Here is a 26,829-nt window from a genome sequence, read left to right as displayed (position 1 = left end):
AAAGAGGGTCCGTGCGCACCATCCCCGCACTCCTGGTCACCATCGGTCTCGTGGCGTCGCTCACGGCGTGCGCCTCGAACGGCGCCGGCACCACCCCCTCGAGCTGTGCCGCACCCGGCAAGGCGTCCGAGGCGGTGACCGCGACCGGCGCGTTCGGCAAGGAGCCGAAGGTGTCGATCCCGAGCGGGCTCACGACGAAAGGCACGCAGGTCTCCGTCCTGGAGCAGGGCGACGGCCGCACCATCGAGGACGGCACCCCCGTCCTGATCGAGTACACGCTCGTCGACGGCGCCACCGGCGAGGTCGCGCAGACGAGCGGCTACTCCGGGCAGACGGCCCCGATCACCGCCGGCGCGAGCAACTACGGTGCCCTCGGCGAATCGCTCGAATGCGCGCAGGTCGGCGACCGCCTGGCCGTCGCGCTGCCGAAGAGCGCCCTCAGCAGCTCGGACGCGAGCGCCACCACCGACAGCGGCTCGTCGACGAAGACCGAGGACGCCGTCATCGCCGTCGTCGACGTCAAGCGCGCCTTCGACGCCCGTGCGACCGGTACGCCGCAGCTCGCCGGCGACAAGATGCCCGCCGTCGTGCTCGCACCGTCCGGCGCCCCCGGCATCACGATCCCGTCGTGGAACGCGCCGAAGTCGAACCAGACGCACCTGCTCCGCAAGGGATCCGGTCGCGTGCTCACCGCGAAGGACACCGCGGTCATCAAGTACACCGCCGTGACGTGGGGCGCGGACCCGTCCGTGGCCGGTTCCAGCTGGACCGACGGCTCGGGTGCGCAGACCGTGCCGCTCGCCAAGGGCCAGGTCGACGAGGGTGTGCGCACCGCCATCGTCGGGCACCGTGTCGGCGACCAGGTCCTGGCCGTCGTGAACCAGCAGGGCACCGCCTACGCGTACGTCATCGACGTGCTCGGAGCGATGTCGAGCTGACGCGCACACACCGTCCACCGACCGCGGCGCGGGTGCACTCCGGTGCACCCGCGCTGCCGTAGGATCGGCTCGTGCCAGCGACCCGTGTGCCCCGTGTGCCCGCAGAGGAGCGGCTGTTCAGCCTCGTGCTCGCGCTGCTCTCGACGGAGTCCGGGCTGACCAAGGCGGAGATCCTGACCAACGTGCAGGGCTACCGCCAGCGGTTCACGCCGGGCGGGGACAACGCCTCGCTCGAGCGGCAGTTCGAGCGTGACAAGGACGACGTCCGCGAGCTCGGCATCCCGCTCGAGACCATCGAGACACCGGGCGCCGCCGGCAACAACCAGACGCTGCGCTACCGGATCCCGAAGGGCGAGTACGACCTCCCCGTCGACGTCCGTTTCACCCCGGACGAATCGGCTCTGCTGTCGCTGGCCGCCATGGCCTGGCGCGAAGGAGCCCTGTCGGCCGACTCGCGCCGAGGGCTGCTCAAGGTCCGGTCCGCGGGCTCGGAAGACGACGACGGCGCACTCCAGCTCGGCGTCGACGCGTACGCCCCGCGGCTCCGGGCACGTGACGCGGCGTTCGAGCCGCTCCGCTCCGCCCTCGACCGCGGTGCCGCCGTCCGGTTCGACTACATCACCCCCGGGCAGCACGAGGCCCGCCGTCGCGAGGTCGCGCCGCTCGCCCTCGTGCAGCACGGCGGCCGCTGGATGCTCGCGGCCCACGAGTTCGCCACGGACTCGGACAAGAACTACCTGCTGTCCCGCATCGTCGGGACCGTCACGCAGTACGAGGTCGGGCAGCACACCGCACCGGTGGGCGCGGGGGAGCGCACGCTCGCCGAGCTCGAGCGGATCTGGTCCGCCCGCACGGCGCGCATCGCGGTGACCCCGGGTTCCGACGCCGAACGACGGCTCACCCGGCGCCGCGACACCGAGACCGACGCCGACGGCGCACTCGTGCTGCACCACGTCGACCCGCAGATCCTGGCCGAGGAACTCGCCGCGTTCGGACCCGAGGTCCGGGTGCTCGAGCCGGAGGACCTGCGGCTGCGGGTCGTCGAGCGGCTCCGGGCGCTCGTGCGGGACCACAGCGACGGAGAGGAGCCCGCCCGTGGCTGACGCCCAGCCCCTGCAGGCGCAGGACAAACTCGCGTTCCTGCTCGCCCTGGTGCCGTACCTGATCGACCGCGAGCGCGTCTCGGTGGCCGAGGCCGCACGCCACTTCGGCGTCCCCGAGGCCCGTATCCGCCGCGCCGTGGAACTCATCGCGGTGTCGGGTGTCCCCGGCGAGACGATGCAGTACCAGCACGGCGACCTGTTCGACATCGCCTGGGACGACTTCGACCAGAACGAGATGATCGTCCTGACGAACCTCGTCGCCATCGACGACTCACCGCGGCTGTCCGCGCGTGAGGCCTCGGCGCTCATCGCGGGGCTGCAGTACCTCTCCGCGCTGCCCGAGGCCGCCGACCGCGACGCCATCCGCGCGCTCATGGCGAAGCTGTCACGCGGTGCCGGCGGTGCCGCCTCGACGGTCGCCGTCGGACAGGACCTGCACGACGTCGCCCTCGCCACGATCCGTCGCGCGATGGCCGACGGTCGTGGGCTGTCGTTCGAGTACGCCGGCCCGCGCACCCAGGGTGGCACCCGCCGGGTCGACCCGCTGCGCGTCGAGTCGATCGACACGGACTGGTACCTCCGCGCCTGGGACCTCGACCGGCAGGCGCTCCGGACCTTCCGCCTCGACCGGATGTCCGGCGCACGCGTCGACGACCGTGCGGTCGAGAAGTCGGTCGACCAGGTGGTGATCCCGGACACGCTGTTCCAGCAGTCCGCAGAGGACGTCATCGTCACCGTGGAGCTCGACTCGTCGTCGCTGCCGCTCGTGGCCGACTTCCTCGCCGACACCGCCGACGCCCCCGACGCCGAGGCGCGCGTGCGCATCCGGCTCGCGGCGTCGAACGGTTTCGACGGCGTGGTCCGGCTCGTCGCGGGGCTGCCCGGCCGTGCCGTGGTGCTCGACCCGCCGGCGGCGCGGGACGCGGTGCGCGACTTCGCAGCCGCCGCCCTCGCCGCGGGCTGACGAGTCCTGCATGTGCGTTCGCACGGAGCGCGCCGAACTGTCGGTTCCCACCCCGTAGGATCGACCCATGGCTTCCACGACCGCGCGCGGGCGAGCGAGGCGGCAAGGGCGCCAGGACAACGACGCCGAAGGCCGCATGTCGCTCGGGCAGCACCTCATCGAGCTGCGCAACCGCCTGTTCCGCGCAGTGCTCGCCGTGGTCATCGCCGCGGTCGGTGGATGGTTCCTCACCCCGTTCGTGCTCGACTCGCTCCGGCAACCGGTGGCCGAGCTCGCCAAGGTCGGCGGGCACACGGCCGAGCTGAACTTCCCGATGATCACGGGGGCGTTCGACCTCAAGCTGCAGATCGCGATCACGATCGGTATCGTCATCTCGAGCCCGGTCTGGCTCTACCAGATCTGGGCGTTCATCGTGCCCGCCCTGGTGCGGCGCGAGAAGCAGTACGTGTGGGGCTTCCTCGGCACCGCCATCCCGCTGTTCTTCGCCGGCTGCTACTTCGGGTGGTACATCCTGCCCCACGTGGTCGGCATCCTCGGCAGCTTCGTGTCGAGCCAGGACACCTCGATCGTCGACGCGAAGGCCTACTACGACTTCGTCATCAAGCTCATCGTCGCGGTCGGCATCGCCTTCGTGCTGCCGGTGTTCATCGTCCTGCTGAACTTCGTGGGGGTCCTGTCGGCGTCGGCGATCATCAAGTCGTGGCGCATCGCGGTCGTGTGCATCCTGGTCTTCTGCGCGATCGTCACCCCGAGCGCCGACGTCATCTCGATGTTCCTGCTGGCGATCCCGATGGTCGTGCTCTACATCGCAGCGTGCTTCGTCGCGTGGCTGCACGACCGCAGGGTGGCGAAGAAGCAGGCCAAGCTCGACGAAGAGTACGGCCTGTGACCGCGGACCTCAGTGCGGCCGAGCGCTTCGCCGCCGCCAAGGTCCGGAACCGCTCCCGCAACCTGGAGCTGTTCCGCTCTGACCTGCGCTTCGACCTCGACCCGTTCCAGTTCGCCGCCTGCGACGCGCTCGACCAGGGCCGCAGCGTCCTCGTCGCCGCGCCGACCGGTGCCGGCAAGACGATCGTCGCCGAGTTCGCGATCTGGCTGGCGATGCGGCAGCCGACGGCGAAGGTGTTCTACACGACGCCGATGAAGGCGTTGAGCAACCAGAAGTACGCCGAGCTGGTCGAGGTCTACGGCGAGTCCGAAGTGGGCCTGCTCACCGGTGACACGAACGTGAACCCACGGGCGCGGGTCGTCGTGATGACGACCGAGGTCCTGCGGAACATGATCTACGCGGACTCCGACCTGCTCGACGACCTGGCCTGGGTGGTCCTCGACGAGGTCCACTACCTGGCCGACCGCTTCCGCGGGGCCGTGTGGGAAGAAGTGATCCTGCACCTCCCGACCGAGGTCCGGCTCGTCTCACTGAGCGCCACGGTCTCCAACGCCGAGGAGTTCGGCGACTGGCTGCAGACCGTCCGCGGCGACACGGACGTCATCGTGTCCGAGGACCGCCCGGTGCCGCTCGAGCAGCACGTCCTGGTCGGGTCGAAGATGGTCGACCTGTTCGACTCCAGCGGCGCGGCGGCGACGAACCGCGTCAACCCGGAGCTGCTCCGCATGGTCGGCGGTGCGTCGCGCAGTGAGCGGCACGGTGGCGGACACCGCGGTGGGCGCGGACGCGGCGGGTACCACGACCGCCGTGGGCCGCGCACCGAGAAGCTGCACCGCGAGCGCATCGCGCACATGCTCGACGAGCGGATGCTGCTGCCCGCGATCTTCTTCGTGTTCAGCCGCGCCGGGTGCGACCAGGGCGTCCGGAACGTCCTGCGGTCCGGGCTGTCGCTCACGACGGTGCCGGAGCGCAACGAGATCCGCGAGACCGCGGAGTACCACTGCCGCACCCTGCCGGACGAGGACCTCGCCGTCCTCGGCTACTGGGAGTTCCTCGAGGGGCTCGAGCGCGGGGTCGCGGCGCACCACGCGGGCATGCTGCCCGCGTTCAAGGAAGTGGTGGAGAACCTCTTCCAGCGCAAGCTGCTCAAGGTCGTGTTCGCCACCGAGACCCTGGCGCTCGGCGTGAACATGCCGGCCCGCACGGTGGTGCTCGAGAAGCTCGAGAAGTTCAACGGCGAGGCCCGTGTCCCGATCACCCCGGGGGAGTACACCCAGCTCACCGGTCGGGCCGGGCGCCGGGGCATCGACGTCGAGGGGCACTCGGTCATCCAGTGGACCGACGGGCTCGACCCGCAGGCCGTCGCCTCACTCGCCAGCCGTCGCACGTACCCGCTGAACTCGTCGTTCAAGCCGACGTACAACATGGCCGTCAACCTGATCGACCAGTTCGGCCGGCAGCGCACGCGCGAGGTCCTCGAGACGTCGTTCGCGCAGTTCCAGGCCGACCGGTCCGTGGTGGACCTGGCCCGCAAGGTGCGGTCGCAGCAGGAGTCGCTCGAGGGGTACCGCGAGGCGATGCAGTGCCACCTCGGCGACTTCACCGAGTACGCAGCGCTCCGCCGGGAGCTCTCCGACCTGGAGCGGACGAACGTGCCCGGTGGACGCGAGGCCTCGCACGGCGCACGGCAGGAACGGCAGGCCGCGATCACGGCGGTCCGTCGCCAGATGCAGCGTCACCCCTGCCACGCCTGCCCCGACCGCGAGGCGCACGCCCGCTGGGCGGAGCGCTGGTGGAAGCTCAAGCGCGTCAACGACAAGCTGCTTCAGCAGATCCGGTCCCGCACCGGTGCCGTGGCGACCACGTTCGACCGGGTCACCGACGTGCTCCTGCAGCTCGGGTACCTGGTCGATGCCGGCAACGGCGAGGCCACCGTGGCCGCCGGCGGCCGTCGCCTGCAGCGCATCTACGGCGACCGCGACCTGCTCGTCGCCGAGTGTCTCGAGGCGGGGGTCTGGAAAGACCTCACCCCGGCGCAGCTCGCCGCGATGGCCGCCACGATCATCTACCAGCCCCGTCGCGACGACGCCCCCGGGACCGAGCACGCGCTGCCCCGCGGTGCGTTCCGCCCGGCCCTCGACGAGACCCTGACGATCTGGTCGCGCCTCGACGACATCGAGCGTGACGCCCGTCTGGCGGGTTCGCTGCCGCCCACCCCGGCGATGGCGGTCGGCATGTTCCGCTGGGCGTCCGGATCGGCGCTGGACGACGTCCTCCGCACCCTCGACCTGCCCGCCGGTGACTTCGTGCGCTGGTCGAAGCAGGTCATCGACCTGCTCGACCAGATCCGGAACGCCGGGGACGACGACCTCGCCCAGACCGCCCGACGTGCGACGGACGCGGTCCGCCGCGGCATCGTCGCCTACGCAGCGGTCTGACGGGAGGCACGGTGCGGGTTCCGGAGACCGGTGTGCGTGGGGTGCCCGCGCGCGTGGGCCGCGGTGCGGTCGCGGACGGCCCGTTCGCGGCGCTCCCGCTGGGCACCGCGCTGCCCCTTGCCGTCGTCGGCGGGGTGCTGTTCGCGCTCGCGTTCCCGTCGCCCGGCTGGTGGTTCCTGGCCTTCCCGGCGCTGGCGTGCATGCTCCTCGCGGTGATGGGCCAGCGCGCCCGCAGGGCCGCGTGGGTGGGGTACGTGGCCGGTGCCGCGTTCTGGATCCCCGCCATCTCGTGGGCCGGGCGCTACCTGGGCCCCGTCCCGTGGTTCGCACTGGCGTTGTTGGAGGCGGCGTTCTTCGCCCTCGGCAGCGTCGCGATCGCCCTCGCGTACCGGTGGGTGGCGCGCGTGGTGCCTTCGACTGCCGGACGCGTGTGGGGCCTCCCGGCCGTGGTCGCCGCACTGTGGACCGGACGCGAGTGGTTCTCGGGGAGCTGGCCGTACGGCGGCTTCGCCTGGGGGCGCGTCGGCCTGTCGCAGTCGCAGGGGCCGTTCACACACCTCGCCGCGTACGTGGGCGTGCTCGGCGTGACGTTCGTGGTCGTCTACTGCGTGGCGGTCGTCGTGTCGCTCGCCCTCGTGTCCCCGCGGGCACCGGGCGCGACCCTGCGGCTGCCGGTCCGGGTCGCGACCGCCGGTCTGCTCGTCGCCGCGGTGCTCGCGGTGCCGGCCTGGCCGACCGCGACCTCCGGCACCATCCGGATCGAGTCCGTGCAGGGCAACGGGCCGGCCGGGTACTTCGACCGTGCTGCGCCGGGTGAGGTCCTGGCGGCACAGGTCGCGGCGACGGACGTCGACGCGAAGGACGTCGACCTCGTCGTCTGGCCCGAGGCCTCGGCGGAGTTCGACCCGCGCCAGCAGCCCGTGATCGCTTCGTCCCTCGACGCCGTCGTCGATTCGGTCGGTGCGCCGCTGGTCGCCGGAGCCATCACGCAGACCCCGTCCGGGGTGCTGCACAACACCTCGTTCGTGTGGACGGCCGATGGCTGGCAGTCGTCCTACGACAAGAAGCGACCGGTGCCCTTCGGCGAGTACGTGCCGGACCGCTGGTTCTTCTCGAAGCTCGCGCCGTCGCTGATCGGCTTGCTGCAGCGCGACTACACGCCGGGGACGAAGCCGAACGTCCTGCCGGTGGCGGGGATCCGGGCGGGCATCGCGATCTGCTTCGACATCGTCGACGACGGGCTGACCCGCGACATGGTGCGTGGGGGAGCGCAGGTGATCCTCGCGCAGACGAACAACGCGGACTTCTCCGGCACCGACGAGAACCTGCAGCAGCTCGAGATCGCACGGATGCGGGCGATCGAGACTGGCCGGTCCCTCGTCAACATCTCGACCGTCGGCGCTTCCCAGGTCATCGACCCGTCCGGCCGCACGATCGACCGGGTCCCGGAGTACACCGCGACCTCGATGGTGACCGACGTGCCGCTCGGCACCTCGACCACGCCGGCGTCGCTGGCGTCGGGATCGATCGTCCTCGTGCTCTCGCTCGGTGGGCTCCTCGTGCTGCTGGCCTGCGCGCCGTGGGGACGCCGGAACCGCTCCTGAACCGCGGCCGGGTCCAGGTGTTCCCGACGCCGTGATCCGGTGCAGCAGGGGCACGCACTGGGAACGGACTGTGAATGCGCCCAGTCGGGAACGACGGCGCGTGGGACAGTGTTGTGGAGGGCAGACGAGCGAGAGGAGCACACACATGGCTGATCGGAGTCTCCGCGGCATGCGGCTCGGGAGTCAGAGCCTCCAGAGCGAAGAGGGCGTCGAGCTCTCGGACCGCAAGCGCGCGGTCTACCAGACCGATTCGGGGGAGACCTTCGACATCGTCTTCTCCGCTGACGCAGACGTGCCCCAGACCTGGTCGGAGCCACGCTCCGGCCGCGAAGGACGGCTGCTCGGTGACGACGGCATCCCCGTCGAGGTCGCAGCAGAGGACGTCAAGGCGCCCCGAACCCATTGGGACATGCTGCTCGAGCGTCGCTCGCGCGAGGAACTCGAGGAGCTCCTCGAGGAGCGCCTGCAGGTCCTCCGTGCACGACGCGGTGCCTGACCCCACCACCTGACGAACGACGATGCCCGCCCCGGTTCCCCGGGGCGGGCATCGTCGTTCGTCGTGGCGCCGGTCAGCGCCGTCCGGAGCCGTCGCTGGTGCGGTGCCCCGACGCTTCGTCGTTCGGGTGCTGCGCGGTGTCGACGACCGGCGCCGGTGCATCGTCGACCTGCTGTGCGGTCGCGTCGTCGGCGGCTGCGAGGTGCGCGTCGACGCTCCGGTTCGACTCGGCCAGCCGGGCGTCGAGGTCGGACTCGGGGACGATGTCCGCCGCGGTGGCGTCCGCACGCGGCATCGATGCGCCGGCCGAGTCGGCGGCCGCGGTGTTCGCGAGGCTCTCGTTCGCGAGCTTGGAGATGCGGGAGAGGAAGTCCCCACCCGTGCCGGCGCCGGCGACCGGACCGCTGCCGTTCCGTCCGCCCGAGAAGCCCTTCGCGATGCCGGACAGTGCCTCGGTGAACTCGCTCGGGATCATCCAGAGCTTGTTCGCGGTGCCCTCGGCGATCTTGGGCAGCATCTGCAGGTACTGGTACGACAGCAGCTTGTCGTCCGGGTCGCCGGTGTGGATGGCCTCGAACACCGTGGCGATCGCGGACGCCTCACCCTCGGCGCGGAGGACCTGGGCCTTCGCGTCACCTTCTGCGGCGAGGATGGCGGCCTGCCGCTGCCCCTCGGCCTCGAGGATCTGGGACTGCTTGGTGCCCTCGGCCTGGAGGATCGCGGCACGACGGCTCCGCTCGGCACGGAGCTGCTGCTCCATCGCGTCCTGGATGGACACGGGCGGCTCGATCGCCTTGAGCTCGACACGGCCGACGCGGATGCCCCACTTGCCGGTCGCCTCGTCGAGGACGACACGGAGCTGACCGTTGATGTTGTCGCGGCTGGTCAGGGCCTCTTCGAGGTTGAGGCCACCGACGACGTTGCGGAGCGTGGTGGTGGTGAGCTGTTCGACCGCGCCCAGGTAGTTCGCGATCTCGTAGGTCGCCGCACGGGCGTCGGTGACCTGGAAGTAGACCACGGTGTCGATGGAGACCACGAGGTTGTCCTCGGTGATCACCGGCTGCGGCGGGAAGGACACGACCTGCTCGCGCATGTCGAGCAGCGGACGCAGACGGTCGATGAACGGCACGAGCAGGTTCAGGCCCGGCGAGAGCGTCTTGTGGTACTTGCCGAGGCGTTCGACGATGCCGGCGGTGGCCTGCGGAACGATGCGGATCGCCTTCGCCAGGACGACGATCACGAAGATGACGACGACGAGGATCAGGACGAGCAGTGCGATCGTCCCGGGTGTGATGGTCACGAGGTGGCCCTTTCTGCGAGGCGCACGACCGCGGTCGACCCCTCGATCGACTCGACGACCACGGGGGTGCCGAGTGGCGGTGTGCGGTCGACGGCGCCCACGGCGAACCGTGCGCTCCAGGTCTCGCCGTTGGCCAGGCGGACCTGGCCGGGAGCAGAGGATGTGAACGCGACGGCGACGGTGCCGGGGAGCCCGATGAGCCCCTCGATGTTCGTGCGGTGCGGGTCGGCGCCGCGGCCGAGCATCAGCAGCAGACGCGGTCGGACGAGCGAGAGCAGCACGAGCGCGAGCACGGCCGAGATGATGGCCGACAGCCACCACGGGGCGCCGAGCAGGGCGGCGATCAACCCGCCGGCGGCTCCGGCCGCGAGCATGATGAAGATGAAGTCGAGGGTGAAGATCTCGACCACTCCCAGCAGCAACACCAGTCCGATCCAGACGATGGTCTGGATCCAATCGATTCCGTTCACGCGATCTCCCTCCCTCGGTCGCGCGCCGTGGCTCGCAGCGTCGCGACGGCCGGTACAACTCCGTTCAACATATCAGGAGGGTCCGACGGTCGCGCAGGCGATTGGTAGGCTCGGTGCGGCCGACCGGCCGGAACCCGACCTGGAGAACACACGACTGTGAGCAACCCCCTCGCCCCCGGATCCCTCACCGACACGCGCGCCGTCGTGACCGGCTCGTCGCGCGGCATCGGCGCCGACACCGTCGGGTACCTGGCCGAGGCCGGCGCCAAGGTCGTCGTGAACTACCGCAACAAGGCCAAACGCGCCGAGCAGATCGCCGAGAAGGTCGTCGCTGCCGGCGGCTCCGCCCTGGCCGTCGGCGCGGACCTGACCGACCACGAGTCCGTGCAGGCACTCGTCGACACCGTCGTGCAGGAGTGGGGCGGCATCGACCTGCTGGTCCTGAACGCCTCGGGCGGCATGGAGTCCGGCCTCGGAGAGGACTACGCGCTCCGCCTGAACCGCGACGCCCAGGTCGACATGCTCCAGACCGCCGTGCCGCACATGCCCGCCGGCTCCCGCGTCGTGTTCGTCACGAGCCACCAGGCCCACTTCGTCGAGACCGCCGAGACGATGGACGAGTACGTCCCCGTCGCGAAGAGCAAGCGCGCCGGCGAACTCGCCCTCCGTGAGCTCATCCCGCAGCTCGAGGCCGCCGGCATCGAGTTCGTCGTCGTCTCGGGCGACATGATCGAGGGCACGATCACCGCGACCCTGCTGAACCGCCTGAACCCCGGCGCGATCGAGGGCCGCCGGCAAGAGGTCGGCAAGCTCTACAGCGTGTCGGAGTTCGCCGCCGAGATCGCCCTCGCCGCGATCGAGCCGATTCCCGCCGACCACACCAAGCTCGTCGGCGACGTCAGCGGCTTCGTCGGCTAGCGTCGGACGGGTGACCGCCAAGCCCGGCCTGCGCCGAACCTCCCGCATCATCCTGCTCGACCCCGAGGGTCGCGTGTTCCTGATGGACACGAACTCACCGTCCTCGGACGGCGCGCACCGGTGGATCACACCGGGTGGCGGGGTCGACCCCGGCGAGGACCACCGCGACGCCGCGATCCGCGAGCTGCGCGAGGAGACCGGCATCGTCATCGACGACCCGGGCGAGCCGGTGTGGTCGTGGGACTTCACCGTCGAGTGGGACCTCGCCGACCACGACCGTGGCCACAGCGAGTTCTACGTCGTGCGCACGCCGGGCTTCGAGCTGTCGGACGCCGAGTGGACGGACGACGAGCGGGTCGACATCCTGGCGTCACGGTGGTGGACGGCCGACGAGCTCGACGCCACCGACGAGGTCTTCGAACCGGCCGAGCTGCCCGACCTGGTCCGCCGCTTCACCTCCGCCTGACCCGTTCACCCGGTGTCGTGTCCGGTCGCGTGCGCGTGCGCGTGCGCGTGCGCCGCACGGTGCCGCGTCCGTCGGTTGGTGCAGGGTTGGTGGCGTGGTGCGCGCTTGTGGCGCTGCACGGTGCGCGCAACCGCGCACGGGGTGAGAAAGTGCGCACGGTGCTGACGGGAGGCGCGGTGCGGCCTCGACCCGTTCCTCCCGTCCGGTGGTGTGGCGCGTCCACCGCACGGTGCCGTGTCCGTCGGTTGGTGCAGGGTTGGTGGCGTGGTGCGCGCTTGTGGCGCCGCACGGTGCGCGTAACCGCGCACGGGGTGAGAAGGTGCGCACGGTGCTGACGGGAGGCGCGGTGCGGCCTCGACCCGTGCCTCCCGTGCGGTGGTGGGTTGCGTCCACCGCACGGTGCCGTGTCCGCCGGTCGGTGCAGGGTTGGTGGCGTGGTGCGCGCTTGTGGCGCTGCACGGTGCGCGAAACCGCGCACGGGGTGAGAAGGTGCGCACGGTGCTGGGTCTGCTGGTGGGTGCCGGGGCGCCTTGTCGGTGTCGGTACCCGTCGGTACCCTGATCGACATGCACATCAGTTCCGGTGACGGCGCCGCCCCGAGCCTGAGCGTGCACGCCGCCGACGGCCACGACCGCATCCGCGTGCGCGGCGCTCGGGCGAACAACCTGCGGGGCATCGACGTCGACCTCCCCAAGCGTCGGCTGACGGTCTTCACCGGGGTGTCCGGCTCCGGCAAGAGCTCGCTCGTGTTCGGCACCGTCGCCGCCGAGTCGCAGCGGATGATCAACGAGACGTACAGCGCCTTCGTGCAGGGCTTCATGCCGTCGCTCGCGCGCCCGGACGTCGACCTGCTCGACGGCCTGACCACCGCGATCGTCGTCGACCAGGAGCGTATCGGCGCCGATCCGCGGTCGACCGTCGGCACCGCCACCGACGCGAACGCGATGCTGCGGGTCCTGTTCAGCCGACTGGGCAACCCGCACGTCGGCGGTCCGAACGCGTTCTCGTTCAACCTGGCGACGGTCACCGCCGGGGGAGCGATCACGGTGCAGAAGGGCAAGGACGCCAAGGCCGAGAAGGTCTCGTTCACCCGACTCGGCGGCATGTGCGCCGACTGCGAGGGGCGCGGGCTCGTGGACGACATCGACCTGACGCAGCTGTTCGACGACGCGAAGGCGCTCGGCGACGGGGCGATCACGATCCCCGGCTACGGCACCGACGGGTGGAACGTCCGCATGTACGCCGAGTCCGGGTACTTCGACAAGGACACCCCGATCCGCGACTTCACCGAGCAGGAGCCCGCCGACTTCCTGTACCGCGAGCCCACCAAGCAGAAGATCGCCGGCATCAACATGACGTACGAGGGGCTCGTGCCGCGGGTGCGCCGCTCGTTCCTGCAGAAGGACCGCGAGGCGATGCAGCCGCACATCCGCGCCTTCGTGGACCGCGCGGTGACCTTCACGACGTGCCCGGCGTGCGGCGGCACCCGGTTGAACGACGTCGCTCGCTCGTCGAAGATCGGTGGCAAGAGCATCGCCGACGTCTGCTCGATGCAGATCACCGACGTCCTCCCGTGGCTGCGGGCGATCGACGATCCGGGTGTCGCGCCGCTGCTCGACGGCCTCCGCGACCTGCTCGAGTCGTTCGTCGAGATCGGCCTCGGCTACCTCTCGCTCGACCGTCCCACCGGCACGCTGTCCGGGGGAGAGGGGCAGCGGGTCAAGATGGTGAAGCACCTCGGGTCGTCGCTCAGCGACGTGACCTACGTCTTCGACGAACCGAGCACCGGCCTGCACCCGCACGACATCGAGCGGATGAACGGCCTGCTGCTGCGGCTGCGCGACAAGGGCAACACCGTGCTGGTCGTCGAGCACAAGCCCGAGGTGATCGCGATCGCCGACCACGTCGTCGACCTCGGCCCGGGCGCTGGCTCCGGCGGGGGCACGCTCTGCTATCAGGGACCCGTCGACGGGTTGCGGGGGAGCGGGACCATCACCGGTCAGCACCTCGACGACCGCGTCTCGGTGAAGGCCGACGTCCGCCGGTCCGACGGGGAGATCGCGATCCGCGGTGCCTCGGCCCACAACCTGCACGACGTCGACGTGGACGTCCCCACCGGGGTGCTCTCCGTCGTGACGGGCGTCGCCGGGTCCGGCAAGAGCACGCTCATCCACGGCTCGCTCGCGGAGCGCGACGGTGTCGTCGCCATCGACCAGAGCGGCATCCGCGGATCCCGGCGCAGCAACCCGGCCACGTACACCGGGCTGCTCGAGCCCATCCGCAAGGCGTTCGCGAAGGCCAACGGCGTCAAGCCCGCGCTGTTCAGTGCGAACTCCGAAGGCGCGTGCCCCGCGTGCAACGGCGCCGGCGTCGTCTACACCGACCTGGGGATGATGGCGGGCATCGCCGCCCCGTGCGTGGAGTGCGACGGGAAGCGGTTCGACCAGTCGGTGCTCGGTTACCACCTCGGCGGCAAGGACATCAGCCGGGTGCTGGGCATGTCTGTCTCCGATGCCGTGGCGTTCTTCTCCGACGGCCCCGCGAAGCTCCCAGCTGCGCACACGATCCTGTCGCGTCTGGCCGACGTCGGTCTCGGGTACCTGACGATCGGGCAGCCGCTGACGACGCTGTCGGGCGGGGAGCGTCAGCGGCTCAAGCTCGCGACGCACCTCGGTGAGCCGGGTGGCATCGTGGTCCTCGACGAACCGACGACCGGACTGCACCTGGCGGACGTCGCCCAGCTGCTCGGTCTGCTCGACCGCCTGGTCGACTCGGGCAAGACCGTCGTGGTGATCGAGCACCACCAGGCGGTGATGGCCCACGCGGACTGGATCATCGACCTCGGGCCCGGCGCGGGGCACGACGGCGGTCGGATCGTGTTCGAGGGGACACCCGCCGAGCTCGTCGCAGCCCGCTCGACCCTGACCGGACAGCACCTCGCCGCCTACGTCGGTGCCTGAGGCAGGGGACAGGTTCGCGGACGGAACCTGAACGTTGCCGGTGTTCTTCGGATAGCGTCTGATCGACGCTCACGATCGGCTGCCCGGCCTGGATCGGCGTCCTGATCAGAAGGAGCCCCAATGTCCACGAACGGATACCCGCCCGCTCAGAACGGTTCGGCGCCCGCCACGAGCGGTGGCAACGGCCTCGCCATCGGCGCGCTCGTCCTCGGCATCGTCGGGGTCGTCTTCTCGTTCCTCTTCGTGTGGATCGGACTCATCGCCAGCATCATCGGCCTCATCCTCGGCATCGTCGCGCGTCGTCGCGGTGTCGGTACCCGCGGCATGGTGCTCGCCGCGATCATCCTGAGCGTGATCGGCCTCGTGCTGTCGATCGTCTTCATCATCATCGCGCTGGCCATCGTCGTGCCGGCAGTGACGAACTGAGCCCAGTCGACTGCCGACGGGAGGCGCGTGGCGGCATCGCCACGCGCCTCCCGTCTGTCCACGGGGCATCCGCAAATCTCCGCGTGCGCCCTCAGCGCGGTCGGCGTACCGTCCGGCGCATGAGCTACAGCCAGCCCGACCCAGCCGAAGAGACCACCCAGAGCGAGACGCCGGAGCAGCCGGACACCGACCAGGCCGACCTGCACGAGCAGGGTGAGGAATCGGCCGCGCTCGAGATCGACAAGGACGACGTCCCGCACGAGTCTGTGGACTGAGGTCGTCTCCGGACGATGTCGTTCCGTGAGCAGAAGAGGTCGGATCCCGAATGGGGACCCGACCTTTTCTGCTCACGGAGTCCTCGCTCCGCTTGTTACGTGTGCGCCGATAATGCATATTATGTCAACTCAGATCCGGACAGGTGCTCCCCGTGCGTGAACTCGTGCTGAAGATGTCGATGTCGCTGGACGGTTTCGTGGCTGGTCGTCGTGCCGACTCCGACGGTGCGCTCGGGCTGGTGTACCGTCCGACGACGCGGTGACCGCCGAGACGCCGACGGCGTCGCCTGCGTAGCGTCGTCGCCATGACACTCACCGATGCCCAGATCGGCCGGAACCTCCGGGGCGTCCGCGAACGACTGGCCGGTTCCGATCCTGACGACCTGGCCCTCCGGATGCGGCTGCGCGGCTGGCGCTGGGACGCCGCGACCGTCGACTCGATCGAGGACGGCGCACGTCCACTGCTCCGGTCCGAAGCCGACGACCTCGTCGGGGTCCTCGGGTACTCGGACGGCTTCCTGACGGCCGAGACCGACGCTGAGCACGAGGCCGACATCACCGATCAGATGGTCCGTCGAGCCGAGGGGCACCTGCGACGGGCGACCGAGTGGTGGCAGGAGGTCGCCGACCGCTACCGGATCTCAGGGCTGACTCCCCCGATCGACATCGACACGGTCGTGGCAGAGGCGCACCGCGCCCACCGCGACCCCGACGCCGCACTGGGTGTCCCCCTGAGCGACGACCGCACGACGCACCTGGCGGACTGGGCGAACCGACCGGAGCGGCCCCTGCACCCCCTCGACGCCGTCGAGGCCGGTGCGGTGTGGACCGACGAGCAGATCGCGATGCAGCTCGACCACGACCTGCGCGAGGCATCGGACGCCGTCCGGTACGCCACCGTGCAGCTGCTCCGCGTCAGCGCGGACGGCTAGAAGACGGCGACGGTCATCCCGGCCGACGTGGCGGGACGATCCATCGCCACGATGGCGTCCGGCAGGTCGTCGAAGCCGATGGTCCGGCCGATCGATTCGTCCGGACGCAGCGTGCCCGTGACGACGTCGGCGAGCATGGCGGCGTACTCCCCGACCGAGATCCCGTGGCTGCCGAGCAGTTCGAGCTCGTCGGCGATCACGTGCCCCATCGGGATGGCCGGTTCTGCTTCGTCGTCGAGCAGCAGGCCGACCTGCACGTGACGGCCCCGGGGGCGCAGGGACGCCACCGCTGCGACGGACGTCGCGCGGCTGCCGAACGCGTCCACCGAGACGTGTGCTCCGCCGTCGGTCCGGGCGCGGATCGCTGCGACGGCCTCCGCGTCCATCGGCACCGCGACGGCGCCGAGTGCCGCAGCACGTTCGAGCGCCGCCGGAGAGACGTCCACCGCGATCACCCGGGCACCCGCAGCGACCGCGACGATGATCGTCGACAGGCCGACGCCGCCGCAGCCGAACACGACCACCCACTCCCCTGCCGTGACCCGACCTCGGGCGTGCAGGGCGTGGTACGCCGTGCCGAACCGGCAACCGAGTGCCGCGGCCTCCGCGAACCCCACGGCGTCGGGCAGTGCGACCACGTTGACGTCCGCGTGCGGGATGACGACCGACTCGGCGTAGGACCCGGGCAGGGTGAACCCCGGTTGCTGCTGACGCGTGCACACCTGGGTGGCGCCGTCGGCACACTCGGGGCACGTCCCGCAGGCGAACACGAAGGGCGCGGTCACACGGTCACCGACCGAGACGCGGGTCACCGACGACCCGACGGCCGTCACGACACCGGCGAACTCGTGCCCGGGGACGTGCGGCAGCGAGACGGAGTCGTCGTGCCCCTTCCAGGCGTGCCAGTCACTGCGGCACACTCCGGTGGCAGCGACCCGGACGACGACCCCGTGGTCCGGCGCCACGGGATCGGGCAGGTCGACGATCGACGGGGCGGATCCGAAGTGGTCGTACTGGACTGCGCGCATCCCGCCATCGTCCCAGACGGTGCTGTCGTGTTGTCCACAGACGACGGATTGGCCGTTGCCCGCCGCGGGCGACCGCCGGTTCACTGGTGCGATGGACGAACCGACCGCACTGCACTTCTCCGCCGACCCCGCCGACCTCGACGTCGACCGCGTGCACCGCTGGCTCAGCGAGCAGTCCTACTGGGCACGGGGTCGCAGTCGAGCCACCCAGGACGCGATCATCGCCGGGTCCCGCAACTTCGGCGTGTACGACACCGCGACGGGTGCGCAGCTCGGGTACGCCCGGGTGATCACCGACGGGGTGACGTTCGGCTGGCTGGCCGACGTGTTCGTCGATCCCGACGCTCGTGGCCGCGGCGTCGGCGTCGCCCTCGTGCAGGGCGTGACCGAGGCGATCGAGCCGCTCGGCCTCAAGCGGTTCGCGCTCTTCACCGCCGACGCCCACGGCCTGTACGAACGGTTCGGGTTCCGTCCGCTCCCCGACCCGGAGGGATGGATGATGCGCCCCGGGCCGGGGTTCGGTGCCGATGTGCACGACTGAAGCGGATACCGCGACCGTCCGCGCCCAGCGAGCGTCAGTACTCGATGCGGCCGTCCCGGTTGTGGAACTCCCCCGTGGGCCCGTCCGGCCCGACGGTCGCGAGCGCGACGGTCGCGTCGGTGCCCTCGGTGATCGTCTGGTGCCCGCCGAAGCCGTTGAACTCGGTGGCGGTGTACCCGGGGTCGCTCACGTTGATCCGGAACTCCGGCAGGTTCTTCGCGTACTGCACGGTCAACGCGATCACCGCGGCCTTCGACGCGGCGTAGGGCACAGCGGGCACCGGGTACTCGTCGTGGCCGGGGGTCGTCAGCCACCGGGCGAACCCGACGCCCGAGGCGACGTTCACGATCACCGGGTTGTCGGACCGCCGCAGCAGCGGGAGCGCCGCCTGCGTGACCCGGACGATGCCGGTGACGTTGGTGTCGAGCACAGCGGACATCGCGGCGGCGTCGAGGTCGTCGACGCCGAACGACGTCCCGAGGATGCCGGCGTTGTTCACGAGCACGTCGAGGGCGGGGATGGTGGCGATCGCGGCGTCGATGCTGTGCTGGTCGGTCACGTCGAGCTGGACGACGTGGGCGCCGAGCGCCCGCGCCTCGCCGCCCGTGGCGGGGTCGCGCATGCCGGCGTACACGGTGTGGCTCGCGTCGACCAGGCGGCGGACGGTCTCGAGCCCGAGGCTGCGGTTTGCTCCGGTGATGAGTGTCGTTGTCATGCCCCCACTCTCCGCCCCTGTGGCTGACTCCCCCAGGCACCGTGCGACGGTGGGACCACCAGTACCAGGAAGGACAGGAGGCGCGGGGCGAGGATGGTGGACATGAGCGAGTTCGCGAGTGTGTTGCGTTCCTGGCGCGACCGCGTCCGTCCCGAAGAGGTCGGCCTGCCGGCCGGACCCGGCCGACGGACCCCGGGTCTCCGACGCGAGGAGCTCGCCGCGCTCGCCGGGGTGAGCGTCGACTACGTCGTCCGCCTCGAGCAGGGCCGCGCGCTGAACCCCTCACCCCAGCTGCTCGGTGCCCTCGCCACGGCGCTCCGGCTCACCGCGGCCGAGCGCGACCACCTGTGCCGCGTCGCCGGCGTCGCTCCCCCGTCGCGCCAGGTCGTCCCACGGCACATCACACCCGGGGTGCAGCGGCTCGTCGACCGGCTCGGCGACGTCCCGATCGCGGTCTTCACGGCGACGCACGACATCGTGTTGTGGAACGACCTGTGGGCGGCGTTGAACGGTGACCCCTCGCGGTACGTCGGGATGGAACGGAACCTGGTGTGGCGGCACTTCATGCACGCACACGACGGCGTCGAGTGGGACGACGAGCACCAGGAGGAGTTCTCGAGCGACCTCGCTGCGGACCTCCGGCAGGCGTCCGGCCGGTACCCCGCCGACCGTGACCTGGCCGAACTCGTGGCGCGGCTCCGGCGGGAGTCGCCCGAGTTCGACCGCCGCTGGGACACCGGTCGCATCGCCGAGCACCGGGCGAGCCGCAAGCAGGTGCACACGCCCGTCGGCCCCATCGAGATCGACTGCGACGTGCTGACCGTGCCGGGCGGCGACCTGCGGATCGTCGTCTACACCGCGGTCCCCGGCACCGAGGACGCCGCCAAGCTCGACCTGCTGCGCGTCACCGGCCTCCAGCAGTTCACACCGGCGCCGTGAGCGACGCCGTGGGTGCCACCAGCCGCTGGGTCGCCCGGGTAGTCCCGCAGACGGCGGACTAGCTCCCGCTCAGCGCTCCCTCGTCCGCCGCGACGTCCTTCTGCACGGCGAACTGGGTCCGGTGCAGCTCCTCGTACCGCCCGCCCACGGCCAGCAGCTCCTCGTGCGTCCCGCGCTCCACGATCGAGCCGTCCTCGACCACGAGGATGAGGTCCGCGCTCCGGATGGTGGAGAGCCGGTGCGCGATCACCATCGCCGTCCGCCCCTCGAGCGCCTCGCTGAGCGCTGCCTGCACGGCGGCCTCGGACGTCGAGTCCAGCGCCGCGGTGGCCTCGTCGAGGATGACGACGCGCGGCTGGGCGAGCAGCAGTCTCGCGATGGTCATCCGCTGACGCTCACCGCCGGACAGCCGGTAGCCACGCTCCCCGACCATCGTGTCCAACTGGTCCGGCAGGGACCGGATGAGCGGTTCGAGCCGCGCACGGCGGACGGCGTCCCAGACCTCGTCCTCGGTCGCTTCGGGTCGCGCGAGCCGCAGGTTGGACCGGATGGTCTCGTGGAACAGGTGGCCGTCCTGGGTGACCATGCCCATGGTGTGCCGCATCGAGGCGAATGTGACGTCGCGGACGTCCGCCCCGGCCAGGCGGACGGCACCGCTGTCGACGTCGTACAGGCGGGAGAGGAGCTGCGCGATCGTGGACTTGCCGGCACCGGAGGTTCCGACGAGCGCGACGGTCTGCCCCGGCTCGATCCGGAAGGAGACACCGTGCAGCACCTCGTCACCGCCTCGGGTGTCCAGTGTGGAGACCTCTTCGAGCGAGGCCAGGGACACCTTGTCGGCGGACGGGTAGGCGAAGCGGACGTCGTCGAACTCGACCGCCACTGGGCCGTCGGGGACGGTGGCGGCGTCGGGCTTCTCCTGGATGAGCGGCTCGAGGTCGAGGACCTCGAAGACACGCTCGAAGCTGACCACGGCACTCATGATCTCCACCCGGGCGTTCGCGAGGCTGGTCAGCGGCGCGTACAGGCGGGTGAGCAGGAGGGCCAGCGTCACCACGTCGCCGGTGTTCAGCTGGCCACCGAGTGCGAGGGCACCGCCGACCCCGTAGACGAGCGCGAGGGCGAGGGCGGAGACCAGGGTGAGGGCAGTGACGAAGACGAACTGCAGCAGGGCACTCCGCACCCCGATGTCGCGGACGCGGGCGGCGCGCACCCGGAACTCCTCGGCCTCCTCCTCGGGGCGGCCGAACAGCTTCACGAGGGTGGCGCCGGGCGCGGAGAAGCGCTCGGTCATCTGCGTGCTCATGGCAGCGTTGTGGTCGGCCGCTTCGCGACGCAGCGCGGCGAGGCGGCTGCCCATGCGGCGCGCGGGGACGAGGAAGACCGGGAGCATCACGATCGCCAGGACCGTCACGAGCCAGGACGTGCTGAGCATGACGGTCAGGGTGAGGATCAGCGCCACGAGGTTCGTGACCACGCCGGACAGCGTGCCGCTGAAGGCCTGCTGCGCGCCGATCACGTCGTTGTTGAGGCGGCTGACGAGCGCGCCGGTCCGCGTGCGCGTGAAGAAGGCGATCGGCATCTTCTGCACGTGGTTGAAGACGGCGGTGCGGAGGTCGAGGATGACGCCCTCGCCGATCCGTGCCGAGAACCAGCGCGTCGCGAGTGACACGGCCGCGTCGCCCACGGCGACCAGGGCGATGACGACCGCGAGCCAGACGATCGTGCTGAGCGCGCCCCGAGCGACGATGACGTCGACCACCCGGCCCGCGAGGACCGGTGTCGCGACCGCGAGGACCGCGCCCACGACGGAGAGCGCGATGAAGACCACCAGCTTGGCCCGGTAGGGCACGGCGAACGTCATGATCCGCCGCACGGACTCGCGTGAGATCCCGTGCTTGCCGTCCTTGGCGGTGGAGATCTTGTACAGCGAGCTCCAGGCCACGCCTTCCATGCTCATGGCAGTCAGGATACGTCGGTCCCTGTGCCCCTCAGACCGCGGTGAACACCAACGACGCGTTCTGTCCACCGAACCCGAACGAGTTGTTCAGCGCGGCACGCACGGTCGCCGTCCGGGCTGCCCCCACCACCACGTCCAGGTCGATCGCCGGGTCCTGGTGTTCCAGGTTCAGTGTCGGCGGCACGATCCCGGTCTCGAGCGCCCGGACCGTCAGGATCGCCTCGACCGCTCCCGCCGCACCGAACATGTGCCCGATCGCGCTCTTCGGCGCCGTCACGACCGCACCGCTGCCCACTGCACGAGCGATGGCGGCAGCCTCACCGACGTCGCCGACCGGGGTCCCGGTGGCGTGCGCGTTGACGTGGTCGATGTCCGTCCCGGTGAGCCCGGCCATCCGGATTGCGGCCGTCATCGCGCGCTCCTGCTCGCTGCCGTCCCCGAGTGGGGCGGTGATGTGGAAGGCGTCCGACGTGATCCCCCACCCGGCGAGCGTGCCGTGCGACCGCTGTGCGCGGGCGGCGGCGTGCGAGGCCCGCTCGAGGACGACGAAGCCGGCGCCCTCGCCGAGCACGAACCCGCGGCGGTCGGCGTCGAACGGGCGCGACAGTGTGGCGGGGTCGCCGCCGTCGGGCTTCGCGAGGGCCTGGGACTGCGCGAACGAGGCCATGGTCACCGGGGTGACCGCTGCTTCGGTGCCGCCGGCGATGACGACGTCGGCCTCCCCCGTGACGACGAGGCGCGCTGCGATCGCGATCGCCTCGGCGCCGGACGCGCACGCCGAGACGGTCGTGTAGGCGCCGGCACGGGCGCCGTACTCGATGCTGATCTGCGCCGCGGCCCCGTTGGCCATGAGCATCGGGACGGTCCGGGGCGACACCCGGCGGGCACCCGAGGCACCGAGCACGTCGTGCGCGTCGAGCAGGGTCTCCACTCCCCCGATGCCGGTCCCGACGACGACGGCCAGGCGGTCGCCCGCGACGGTGGGAGCGCCGGCGTCGGCCCAAGCCTCGGCGGCGGCGACGAGGGCGAGCTGCTGACTGCGGTCGAGTCGGTTCGCCCGGACGCGACCGAGTACGGACTCGGCGTCGAGTGCTGCGTCGGCACCGACCATGATCGGCACCTGTTCCCAGAGCTGCCCGTCGCGGTGCAGCTCGTGCACGCCGGAGCGCCCGGCGACCAGGGCGTCCCACAGCGGCGCGACACCGTGGCCGAACGGCGAGACGGCGCCGTAGCCGGTGATGGAGATGTCCACGAGTGCTCCTTCTTGTACGTTGAACAAGTGGAGTTGTACCACGTACAATTCAGAGATGGCAACCACCGACGGCGCCGGGACGACCCGCGGCGCAGCGACCCGGGCGAGGATCCTCGCCGCGACCGCCGGACTCCTCAGCGCAGGGGCGGCCGGCGACGCGGGCGGAGCGAGCACCGCACGCCACGCCGTCACGGTCAGCGAGATCGCCCGTGCGGCCGGGGTCTACCCGAACCAGATCACGCACCACTACGGCTCGAAGGACCGCCTCGTCCTCGACGCCGCCTTCGCGCTCTTCCTCCGCGACACCACACGACTGCAGGCCGCCGGTCGGCGCGCCGGGTCCGCCGACGCGTTCCGCCAGGTGCTCGCGCGCACGGCGCTCGCGATGCCGTCGACGCCGCTCGTCGTGCGTGCGCTGGCCGCCGCCGGTGACGACGACGCCCAGCGCGAGCGCGTGCGTCTCCTGCTCGCGGTCCTGTTCCGGCAGTCGGAGCGCTACCTCGAGCGTGTCGTCGCCGAGCACGGCTGGACGAGTCCGAGCGGCGTCGGCCGCGATGCCCGGACGTTCTGGAGCGCGGTCTTCGGCGCCACGCTCCTCGCGGACGCGGGCGTCACCGGCGGGCCGTCCGACCTCGACCTGGCCAGCACGGTGTCCATCCGCTGAACACGGGACGGCGAGCGGCGACGCCTACTCGCCGAAGCCGCTCCGCACCAGCTCCGCGAGCGCGTCCACCGCGGCCTGCGCGTCCGCACCGGTCGCCTCGATCGACACGGTCGCACCCTTCGGCAGCGCGAGCGCCATGATCGCCAGCAGGCTCTTCGCGTCCACGCCGTTCACGCGCACCGCTGCGTCGTACCTGGCCGCCGTCTTGACGAACTCCGCCGCGGGGCGGGCGTGCAGGCCGGTATCGTTGACCAGCTCGACGCTCTCGGACGCGGCCACGTCGTCGACGCTGGCGGCCCCGTCACCCGGCCCCGTGCCTCCCGGCTGGTCACCGGACGGACGGGAGGCGCTGCTCGCGTCGTCCGCGGTCCCTGCGGCGGACGCCGCTGCGGCGAGCACTGCCTCGGCGTCACCACCCGTCTGGGCCGCGACGGCCGCGGCGACCGCGCCCTCGACGAGGGGAGCCCGGGAGACGTGCACGCGTGCGCGGACATCGTCGTCGAGGAAGTCGAGCGCCGTGTCGGTGGTCAGGTAGGCCGATCCGAGGTCGCACAGGACCACGACGGCGTCCGCCTCCGAGAGCTCCTCGATGCCGGCGGTGATCGCCTCGAACGACGTCCCGATGCCGCCGTCGTCGGTCCCGCCGGCAGCGACGAGCCGGACGTCCGCGGCCATCTGGCGGGCGAGCTCGACCGTGCCGGTGGCGATCGCGGCGCTGTGCGACACGATGAGGATGCCGACGGTCACGCGGCGGCGCCCGTCGTCGCCTCCACTGCGGCACGCAGGATGTACGCGGTCGACTGCGCACCCGGGTCGCGGTGCCCGACCGCGCGTTCGCCGAGGTAGCTCGCACGGCCCTTGTGGGCGACGAGCGGTTCGGTGGCCTCGGCGCCCGAGGCGGCGGCGTCGGCCGCGGCGGCGAGCACGGCTGCCGGGTCGGCACCGGCTGCCGCTGCGGCGGTGGCGGCGTCGACCGCCGGGCCCCACGCGTCCACCATCGTCTTGTCGCCGACCGAGGCCTTGCCGCGTGAGACCACGCCGTCACGGGCTGCGGCGAGCACGGCGACGAGCGTGTCGGCGTCGAGCTCGGACGCGTCGCCGGCGGCCTGGGCTGCCTTCAGGTACGCGGTGCCGAACAGCGGACCGGCGGCGCCGCCGACGGTCGAGATGAGCTTGGTCGCGACCGTCTTCAGCACGGCGCCGGGCGTGTCGAACGAGGCGCCGTCGACGGCCTCGAGCACGGCGCGGAAGCCGCGGTCGAGGTTCTCGCCGTGGTCGCCGTCACCGATCTCGCGGTCGAGCGTGACGAGCTCGGCCCGGTGTTCGTCGATCGTCGCGGCGGTGCGACGGACCCAGTCGATGGCCCATGCGGTGTCGAGCGCCAATGCGGTTCCCTTCGTGTGTCCGGCCCGGTGGGCTCGGTGTCGTGGTCGGTGGTCGAGCGGCCGGATCCGGCCGCTCAGCGTCCCCAGCGCAGTGCCGGGGTCTCCACCGGTGCGTCCCAGAGTGCGGTGAGTTCGTCGTCGAGCACCGTGACGGTGAGCGAGAACCCCTGCATCTCGAGGGATGTGACGTAGTCGCCCACCAAACTACGCGTGACGTCGTACCCGCGGTCCATCAGCACCTCGGCGGCGCGTCGGTAGGCGATGTACAGCTCGGACAGCGGGGTGCCGCCCATGCCGTTCACGAGCAGGAGCAGCTTCGAGCCGGCCGGTGCGTCGAGGTCGGTGAGGATCGGTTCGAGCACGCGGTCGACGAGCTGGTCGGCCGGCGCCATCGGGATGCGCTCGCGTCCGGGCTCGCCGTGGATGCCGATGCCGAGCTCGACCTCGTCGTCCGCGAGCGTGAAGGACGGCTCCCCCGCGTGCGGCACGGTGCCGGACGCCAGGGCCAGGCCCATCGACCGCGTGACGTCGTTGACGTGGCGGGCGACCGCGGCGACGGCGTCGAGGTCGTCACCGCGCTCGGCCGCGGCACCGGCGCACTTCTCCACGACGACGGTGCCGGCCACGCCGCGGCGACCGGCGGTGTAGAGCGAGTCCTGCACGGCGACGTCGTCGTCGACCACGACGGCCTCGACGCGGATGTCGTCCATCTCGGCGAGCTCGGCGGCGGTCTCGAAGTTCAGGACGTCGCCGGTGTAGTTCTTCACGATGTGCAGGACGCCCGCGCCGCCGTCGACGGCCTTGGTGGCCGCGACGATCGGGTCCGGGGTCGGACTCGTGAACACCGGGCCCGGGACGGCGGCGTCGAGCATGCCGTACCCGACGAAGCCCGCGTGCAGCGGCTCGTGTCCGCTGCCGCCGCCGCTGATGATGCCGACCTTGCCGGCGACGGGAGCGTCGGCGCGGTGCAGGTGGATCGGGTCCTCGACCAGGACCACGTGACCGGCGTGTGCCCGGGCGAAGCCCCGGACGGTCTCGTCGACCACGGCCTGCGGGTCGTTGATGAGCTTCTTCATGCGCGTGCCTCCACGGGTACGGGGCCGAACCGAGGCGAACTGCACACCGCCGTCGTCGACCGGAGTGCGCCCAATCTACATCCGACGCCCGGGCGCTCGTTCGTCCGGTCTGCACGTTCGTGCACTGCGACGGGGACGCGTCACCGGCTCGCGATCCCCCACAGCGCACGGCGCTTGCACGTTCGTGCACGATCGCGGACTTCCCTCAGGAATTCATCGCCCCGTCGTTCTCGGCGTCACTATGCTCGGCCTCAATCACTCAACGGGGAGTGCGGCGCAGCACCACCGGACCCCCACCTCACGCACTGGAGGTCACCGATGGACGACATCGGCGTCAAGTTCCTGTCCGAGCTCGTCGGCACGGCGATGCTCATCATCCTGGGTGGCGGTGTCGTCGCCGCCGTCTCCCTCACGAAGTCGAAGGGCTTCGGGGCCGGCTTCCTCATGGTCACGATCGGCTGGGGCTTCGCGGTCTTCGCCGGCGTCACCGTGTCCTACAAGTCGGGCGGCCAGCTCAACCCGGCCGTCAGCCTCGCACAGGCCATCCTCGGCAACATCACCGTCGGCGCGATGCTGCTGTTCTGGCTCGCCCAGCTCATCGGCGCGGTCATCGGTGCCGTGATCGTCTGGCTCGCCTACAAGCAGCACTTCGACGAGGAGCCCGACGCGGCCGCCAAGCTCGGCGTCTTCTCCACCGGCCCCGCGATCCGTTCGTACGGCTGGAACCTCGTGACCGAGATCATCGGCACATTCGTGCTGGTGTTCGTCGTCATCGCCTTCACCAACGGCCAGACCCCGTCGGAGCTCGGCGCGATCCCCGTCGCCTTCCTCGTGATCGCGATCGGTGTCAGCCTCGGTGGCCCGACCGGCTACGCCATCAACCCCGCCCGTGACCTCGGCCCGCGCATCGCGCACGCCCTCCTTCCCATCAAGGGCAAGGGCTCGAGTGACTGGGCCTACGCCTGGGTGCCCGTCGTCGGACCGCTGCTCGGTGGCGCCATCGCCGCCGGCCTGTCCTACGCGCTGCTGCCCGTCGTCAGCTGAACCAACCCAACCCCGGGGTGAGCGGCCCGTCCGCACGGGCCGCTCA

General features: G+C 71.2%; 26 protein-coding genes. 17 read left to right on the top strand and 9 right to left on the bottom strand.

The window, feature by feature from the left end:
- The first annotated feature begins 11 nt into the window (after positions 1–11).
- From KZI27_RS11375 to KZI27_RS11345, 7 genes are all read left to right on the top strand, one after another.
- Complete coding sequence (locus KZI27_RS11375; RefSeq protein ID WP_222657735.1) at positions 12–938, top strand: hypothetical protein; 927 nt, start codon at positions 12–14, stop codon at positions 936–938.
- A gap of 71 nt (positions 939–1,009) precedes the next feature.
- Complete coding sequence (locus tag KZI27_RS11370) at positions 1,010–2,041, top strand: helix-turn-helix transcriptional regulator (RefSeq protein WP_222657734.1); 1,032 nt, start codon at positions 1,010–1,012, stop codon at positions 2,039–2,041.
- The gene (locus KZI27_RS11365; protein WP_123312596.1) at positions 2,034–3,005 is read left to right on the top strand and encodes a helix-turn-helix transcriptional regulator; all 972 of its coding nucleotides are present in this window, start codon (positions 2,034–2,036) and stop codon (positions 3,003–3,005) included. Before KZI27_RS11370 ends, KZI27_RS11365 begins: the two co-directional genes overlap by 8 nt.
- A 136-nt stretch (positions 3,006–3,141) precedes the next feature.
- Complete coding sequence (gene tatC / locus KZI27_RS11360) at positions 3,142–3,894, top strand: twin-arginine translocase subunit TatC (protein WP_222661329.1); 753 nt, start codon at positions 3,142–3,144, stop codon at positions 3,892–3,894.
- Positions 3,891–6,332, top strand: coding sequence for a DEAD/DEAH box helicase (locus KZI27_RS11355; protein ID WP_222657733.1), 2,442 nt, complete (start codon positions 3,891–3,893; stop codon positions 6,330–6,332). The genes tatC and KZI27_RS11355 overlap by 4 nt, the downstream gene beginning before the upstream one ends.
- A 32-nt stretch (positions 6,333–6,364) precedes the next feature.
- A complete protein-coding gene (lnt, locus tag KZI27_RS11350) occupies positions 6,365–7,936 on the top strand; it encodes an apolipoprotein N-acyltransferase (RefSeq protein WP_222657732.1) in 1,572 nt (523 codons plus the stop codon).
- A gap of 145 nt (positions 7,937–8,081) precedes the next feature.
- Positions 8,082–8,432, top strand: coding sequence for an RNA polymerase-binding protein RbpA (locus KZI27_RS11345; protein ID WP_111084006.1), 351 nt, complete (start codon positions 8,082–8,084; stop codon positions 8,430–8,432).
- 73 nt (positions 8,433–8,505) lie between these two features.
- Here the strand turns inward: KZI27_RS11345 and KZI27_RS11340 are convergent, their stop codons facing one another.
- Together KZI27_RS11340 and KZI27_RS11335 are read right to left on the bottom strand one after the other, a co-directional pair.
- Positions 8,506–9,732: an SPFH domain-containing protein gene (locus tag KZI27_RS11340; RefSeq protein ID WP_222657731.1), complete on the bottom strand. Its 1,227-nt coding sequence runs from the start codon at positions 9,730–9,732 to the stop codon at positions 8,506–8,508.
- Positions 9,729–10,202 (bottom strand): NfeD family protein, encoded by a 474-nt coding sequence (locus KZI27_RS11335; RefSeq protein WP_261783871.1) that lies wholly within the window; start codon positions 10,200–10,202, stop codon positions 9,729–9,731. The genes KZI27_RS11340 and KZI27_RS11335 overlap by 4 nt, the downstream gene beginning before the upstream one ends.
- 156 nt (positions 10,203–10,358) lie before the next feature.
- Here KZI27_RS11335 and KZI27_RS11330 point away from each other — a divergent pair, with 156 nt between their 5' ends.
- The 6 genes from KZI27_RS11330 (at position 10,359) to KZI27_RS11305 (ending at position 16,179) form a co-directional block, all read left to right on the top strand.
- Positions 10,359–11,120 (top strand): SDR family oxidoreductase, encoded by a 762-nt coding sequence (locus tag KZI27_RS11330; protein WP_123312601.1) that lies wholly within the window; start codon positions 10,359–10,361, stop codon positions 11,118–11,120.
- A 10-nt stretch (positions 11,121–11,130) separates the two neighbouring features.
- Positions 11,131–11,586 carry an NUDIX hydrolase gene (locus KZI27_RS11325; RefSeq protein ID WP_123312602.1) on the top strand — a complete coding sequence of 152 codons (456 nt, stop codon included), beginning with the start codon at positions 11,131–11,133 and terminating at the stop codon, positions 11,584–11,586.
- 566 nt (positions 11,587–12,152) lie between these two features.
- A complete protein-coding gene (locus tag KZI27_RS11320; RefSeq protein ID WP_222657730.1) occupies positions 12,153–14,546 on the top strand; it encodes an ATP-binding cassette domain-containing protein in 2,394 nt (797 codons plus the stop codon).
- Between the two features lie 120 nt (positions 14,547–14,666).
- Entirely contained in the window at positions 14,667–14,972 is a 306-nt protein-coding gene (locus KZI27_RS11315; RefSeq protein WP_222657729.1) for a hypothetical protein, read from the top strand.
- A gap of 119 nt (positions 14,973–15,091) precedes the next feature.
- Positions 15,092–15,247 carry a hypothetical protein gene (locus KZI27_RS11310; protein WP_222657728.1) on the top strand — a complete coding sequence of 52 codons (156 nt, stop codon included), beginning with the start codon at positions 15,092–15,094 and terminating at the stop codon, positions 15,245–15,247.
- Positions 15,248–15,552: 305 nt separating this feature from the next.
- A complete protein-coding gene (locus KZI27_RS11305; RefSeq protein WP_222657727.1) occupies positions 15,553–16,179 on the top strand; it encodes a hypothetical protein in 627 nt (208 codons plus the stop codon).
- Here KZI27_RS11305 and KZI27_RS11300 read toward each other — a convergent pair.
- The gene (locus KZI27_RS11300) at positions 16,176–17,207 is read right to left on the bottom strand and encodes an alcohol dehydrogenase catalytic domain-containing protein (RefSeq protein ID WP_222657726.1); all 1,032 of its coding nucleotides are present in this window, start codon (positions 17,205–17,207) and stop codon (positions 16,176–16,178) included. The two genes, KZI27_RS11305 and KZI27_RS11300, sit on opposite strands and share 4 nt — an antisense overlap.
- A gap of 91 nt (positions 17,208–17,298) precedes the next feature.
- Here KZI27_RS11300 and KZI27_RS11295 point away from each other — a divergent pair, with 91 nt between their 5' ends.
- On the top strand, positions 17,299–17,748 hold the full coding sequence (locus KZI27_RS11295; RefSeq protein WP_123938006.1) for a GNAT family N-acetyltransferase: 450 nt from the start codon (positions 17,299–17,301) through the stop codon (positions 17,746–17,748).
- 34 nt (positions 17,749–17,782) lie between these two features.
- On the opposite strand, the gene KZI27_RS11290 is transcribed toward KZI27_RS11295, so the two are convergent.
- The gene (locus KZI27_RS11290) at positions 17,783–18,463 is read right to left on the bottom strand and encodes an SDR family NAD(P)-dependent oxidoreductase (protein ID WP_222657725.1); all 681 of its coding nucleotides are present in this window, start codon (positions 18,461–18,463) and stop codon (positions 17,783–17,785) included.
- A 102-nt stretch (positions 18,464–18,565) separates the two neighbouring features.
- Between KZI27_RS11290 and KZI27_RS11285 the strand changes: the two genes are divergently transcribed.
- Positions 18,566–19,402 (top strand): helix-turn-helix domain-containing protein, encoded by an 837-nt coding sequence (locus tag KZI27_RS11285; protein ID WP_222657724.1) that lies wholly within the window; start codon positions 18,566–18,568, stop codon positions 19,400–19,402.
- Positions 19,403–19,460: 58 nt separating this feature from the next.
- Here KZI27_RS11285 and KZI27_RS11280 read toward each other — a convergent pair whose 3' ends face one another.
- Entirely contained in the window at positions 19,461–21,362 is a 1,902-nt protein-coding gene (locus KZI27_RS11280) for an ABC transporter ATP-binding protein (RefSeq protein WP_222657723.1), read from the bottom strand.
- Between the two features lie 31 nt (positions 21,363–21,393).
- A complete protein-coding gene (locus tag KZI27_RS11275) occupies positions 21,394–22,614 on the bottom strand; it encodes a beta-ketoacyl-[acyl-carrier-protein] synthase family protein (RefSeq protein ID WP_222657722.1) in 1,221 nt (406 codons plus the stop codon).
- Positions 22,615–22,669: 55 nt separating this feature from the next.
- Here KZI27_RS11275 and KZI27_RS11270 point away from each other — a divergent pair, with 55 nt between their 5' ends.
- Entirely contained in the window at positions 22,670–23,278 is a 609-nt protein-coding gene (locus tag KZI27_RS11270; RefSeq protein WP_222657721.1) for a TetR/AcrR family transcriptional regulator C-terminal domain-containing protein, read from the top strand.
- Positions 23,279–23,302: 24 nt separating this feature from the next.
- Here the strand turns inward: KZI27_RS11270 and dhaM are convergent, their stop codons facing one another.
- The 3 genes from dhaM to dhaK all read right to left on the bottom strand — a co-directional run bounded on the left by dhaM (position 23,303) and on the right by dhaK (position 25,739).
- Positions 23,303–24,025 carry a dihydroxyacetone kinase phosphoryl donor subunit DhaM gene (gene dhaM / locus KZI27_RS11265; RefSeq protein ID WP_222657720.1) on the bottom strand — a complete coding sequence of 241 codons (723 nt, stop codon included), beginning with the start codon at positions 24,023–24,025 and terminating at the stop codon, positions 23,303–23,305.
- Entirely contained in the window at positions 24,022–24,663 is a 642-nt protein-coding gene (gene dhaL, locus KZI27_RS11260; RefSeq protein ID WP_222657719.1) for a dihydroxyacetone kinase subunit DhaL, read from the bottom strand. Before dhaL ends, dhaM begins: the two co-directional genes overlap by 4 nt.
- A gap of 74 nt (positions 24,664–24,737) precedes the next feature.
- Positions 24,738–25,739 (bottom strand): dihydroxyacetone kinase subunit DhaK, encoded by a 1,002-nt coding sequence (gene dhaK / locus KZI27_RS11255; RefSeq protein WP_222657718.1) that lies wholly within the window; start codon positions 25,737–25,739, stop codon positions 24,738–24,740.
- A 318-nt stretch (positions 25,740–26,057) separates the two neighbouring features.
- Here dhaK and KZI27_RS11250 point away from each other — a divergent pair, with 318 nt between their 5' ends.
- A complete protein-coding gene (locus tag KZI27_RS11250; RefSeq protein WP_222657717.1) occupies positions 26,058–26,783 on the top strand; it encodes an MIP/aquaporin family protein in 726 nt (241 codons plus the stop codon).
- Positions 26,784–26,829: the final 46 nt, after the last annotated feature.

This window comes from Curtobacterium sp. TC1 (genome assembly GCF_019844075.1).
Taxonomy (GTDB): domain Bacteria; phylum Actinomycetota; class Actinomycetes; order Actinomycetales; family Microbacteriaceae; genus Curtobacterium.
The sequence above is the reverse complement of the archived record's forward strand: the minus strand, read 5'-3'. Positions and strand labels throughout refer to the sequence as shown.

Bases quoted from the DNA above. Each gene is read 5' to 3' on its own strand.
- dhaK (WP_222657718.1), bottom strand. From the start codon at position 25,739: ATGAAGAAGCTCATCAACGACCCGCAGGCCGTGGTCGACGAGACCGTC.
- tatC (WP_222661329.1), top strand. From the start codon at position 3,142: ATGTCGCTCGGGCAGCACCTCATCGAGCTGCGCAACCGCCTGTTCCGC.
- KZI27_RS11345 (WP_111084006.1), top strand. From the start codon at position 8,082: ATGGCTGATCGGAGTCTCCGCGGCATGCGGCTCGGGAGTCAGAGCCTC.
- KZI27_RS11270 (WP_222657721.1), top strand. From the start codon at position 22,670: ATGGCAACCACCGACGGCGCCGGGACGACCCGCGGCGCAGCGACCCGG.
- KZI27_RS11300 (WP_222657726.1), bottom strand. From the start codon at position 17,207: ATGCGCGCAGTCCAGTACGACCACTTCGGATCCGCCCCGTCGATCGTC.
- KZI27_RS11250 (WP_222657717.1), top strand. From the start codon at position 26,058: ATGGACGACATCGGCGTCAAGTTCCTGTCCGAGCTCGTCGGCACGGCG.
- KZI27_RS11315 (WP_222657729.1), top strand. From the start codon at position 14,667: ATGTCCACGAACGGATACCCGCCCGCTCAGAACGGTTCGGCGCCCGCC.
- KZI27_RS11295 (WP_123938006.1), top strand. From the start codon at position 17,299: ATGGACGAACCGACCGCACTGCACTTCTCCGCCGACCCCGCCGACCTC.
- KZI27_RS11285 (WP_222657724.1), top strand. From the start codon at position 18,566: ATGAGCGAGTTCGCGAGTGTGTTGCGTTCCTGGCGCGACCGCGTCCGT.
- KZI27_RS11280 (WP_222657723.1), bottom strand. From the start codon at position 21,362: ATGAGCATGGAAGGCGTGGCCTGGAGCTCGCTGTACAAGATCTCCACC.
- KZI27_RS11310 (WP_222657728.1), top strand. From the start codon at position 15,092: ATGAGCTACAGCCAGCCCGACCCAGCCGAAGAGACCACCCAGAGCGAG.
- KZI27_RS11290 (WP_222657725.1), bottom strand. From the start codon at position 18,463: ATGACAACGACACTCATCACCGGAGCAAACCGCAGCCTCGGGCTCGAG.
- KZI27_RS11320 (WP_222657730.1), top strand. From the start codon at position 12,153: ATGCACATCAGTTCCGGTGACGGCGCCGCCCCGAGCCTGAGCGTGCAC.
- KZI27_RS11305 (WP_222657727.1), top strand. From the start codon at position 15,553: ATGACACTCACCGATGCCCAGATCGGCCGGAACCTCCGGGGCGTCCGC.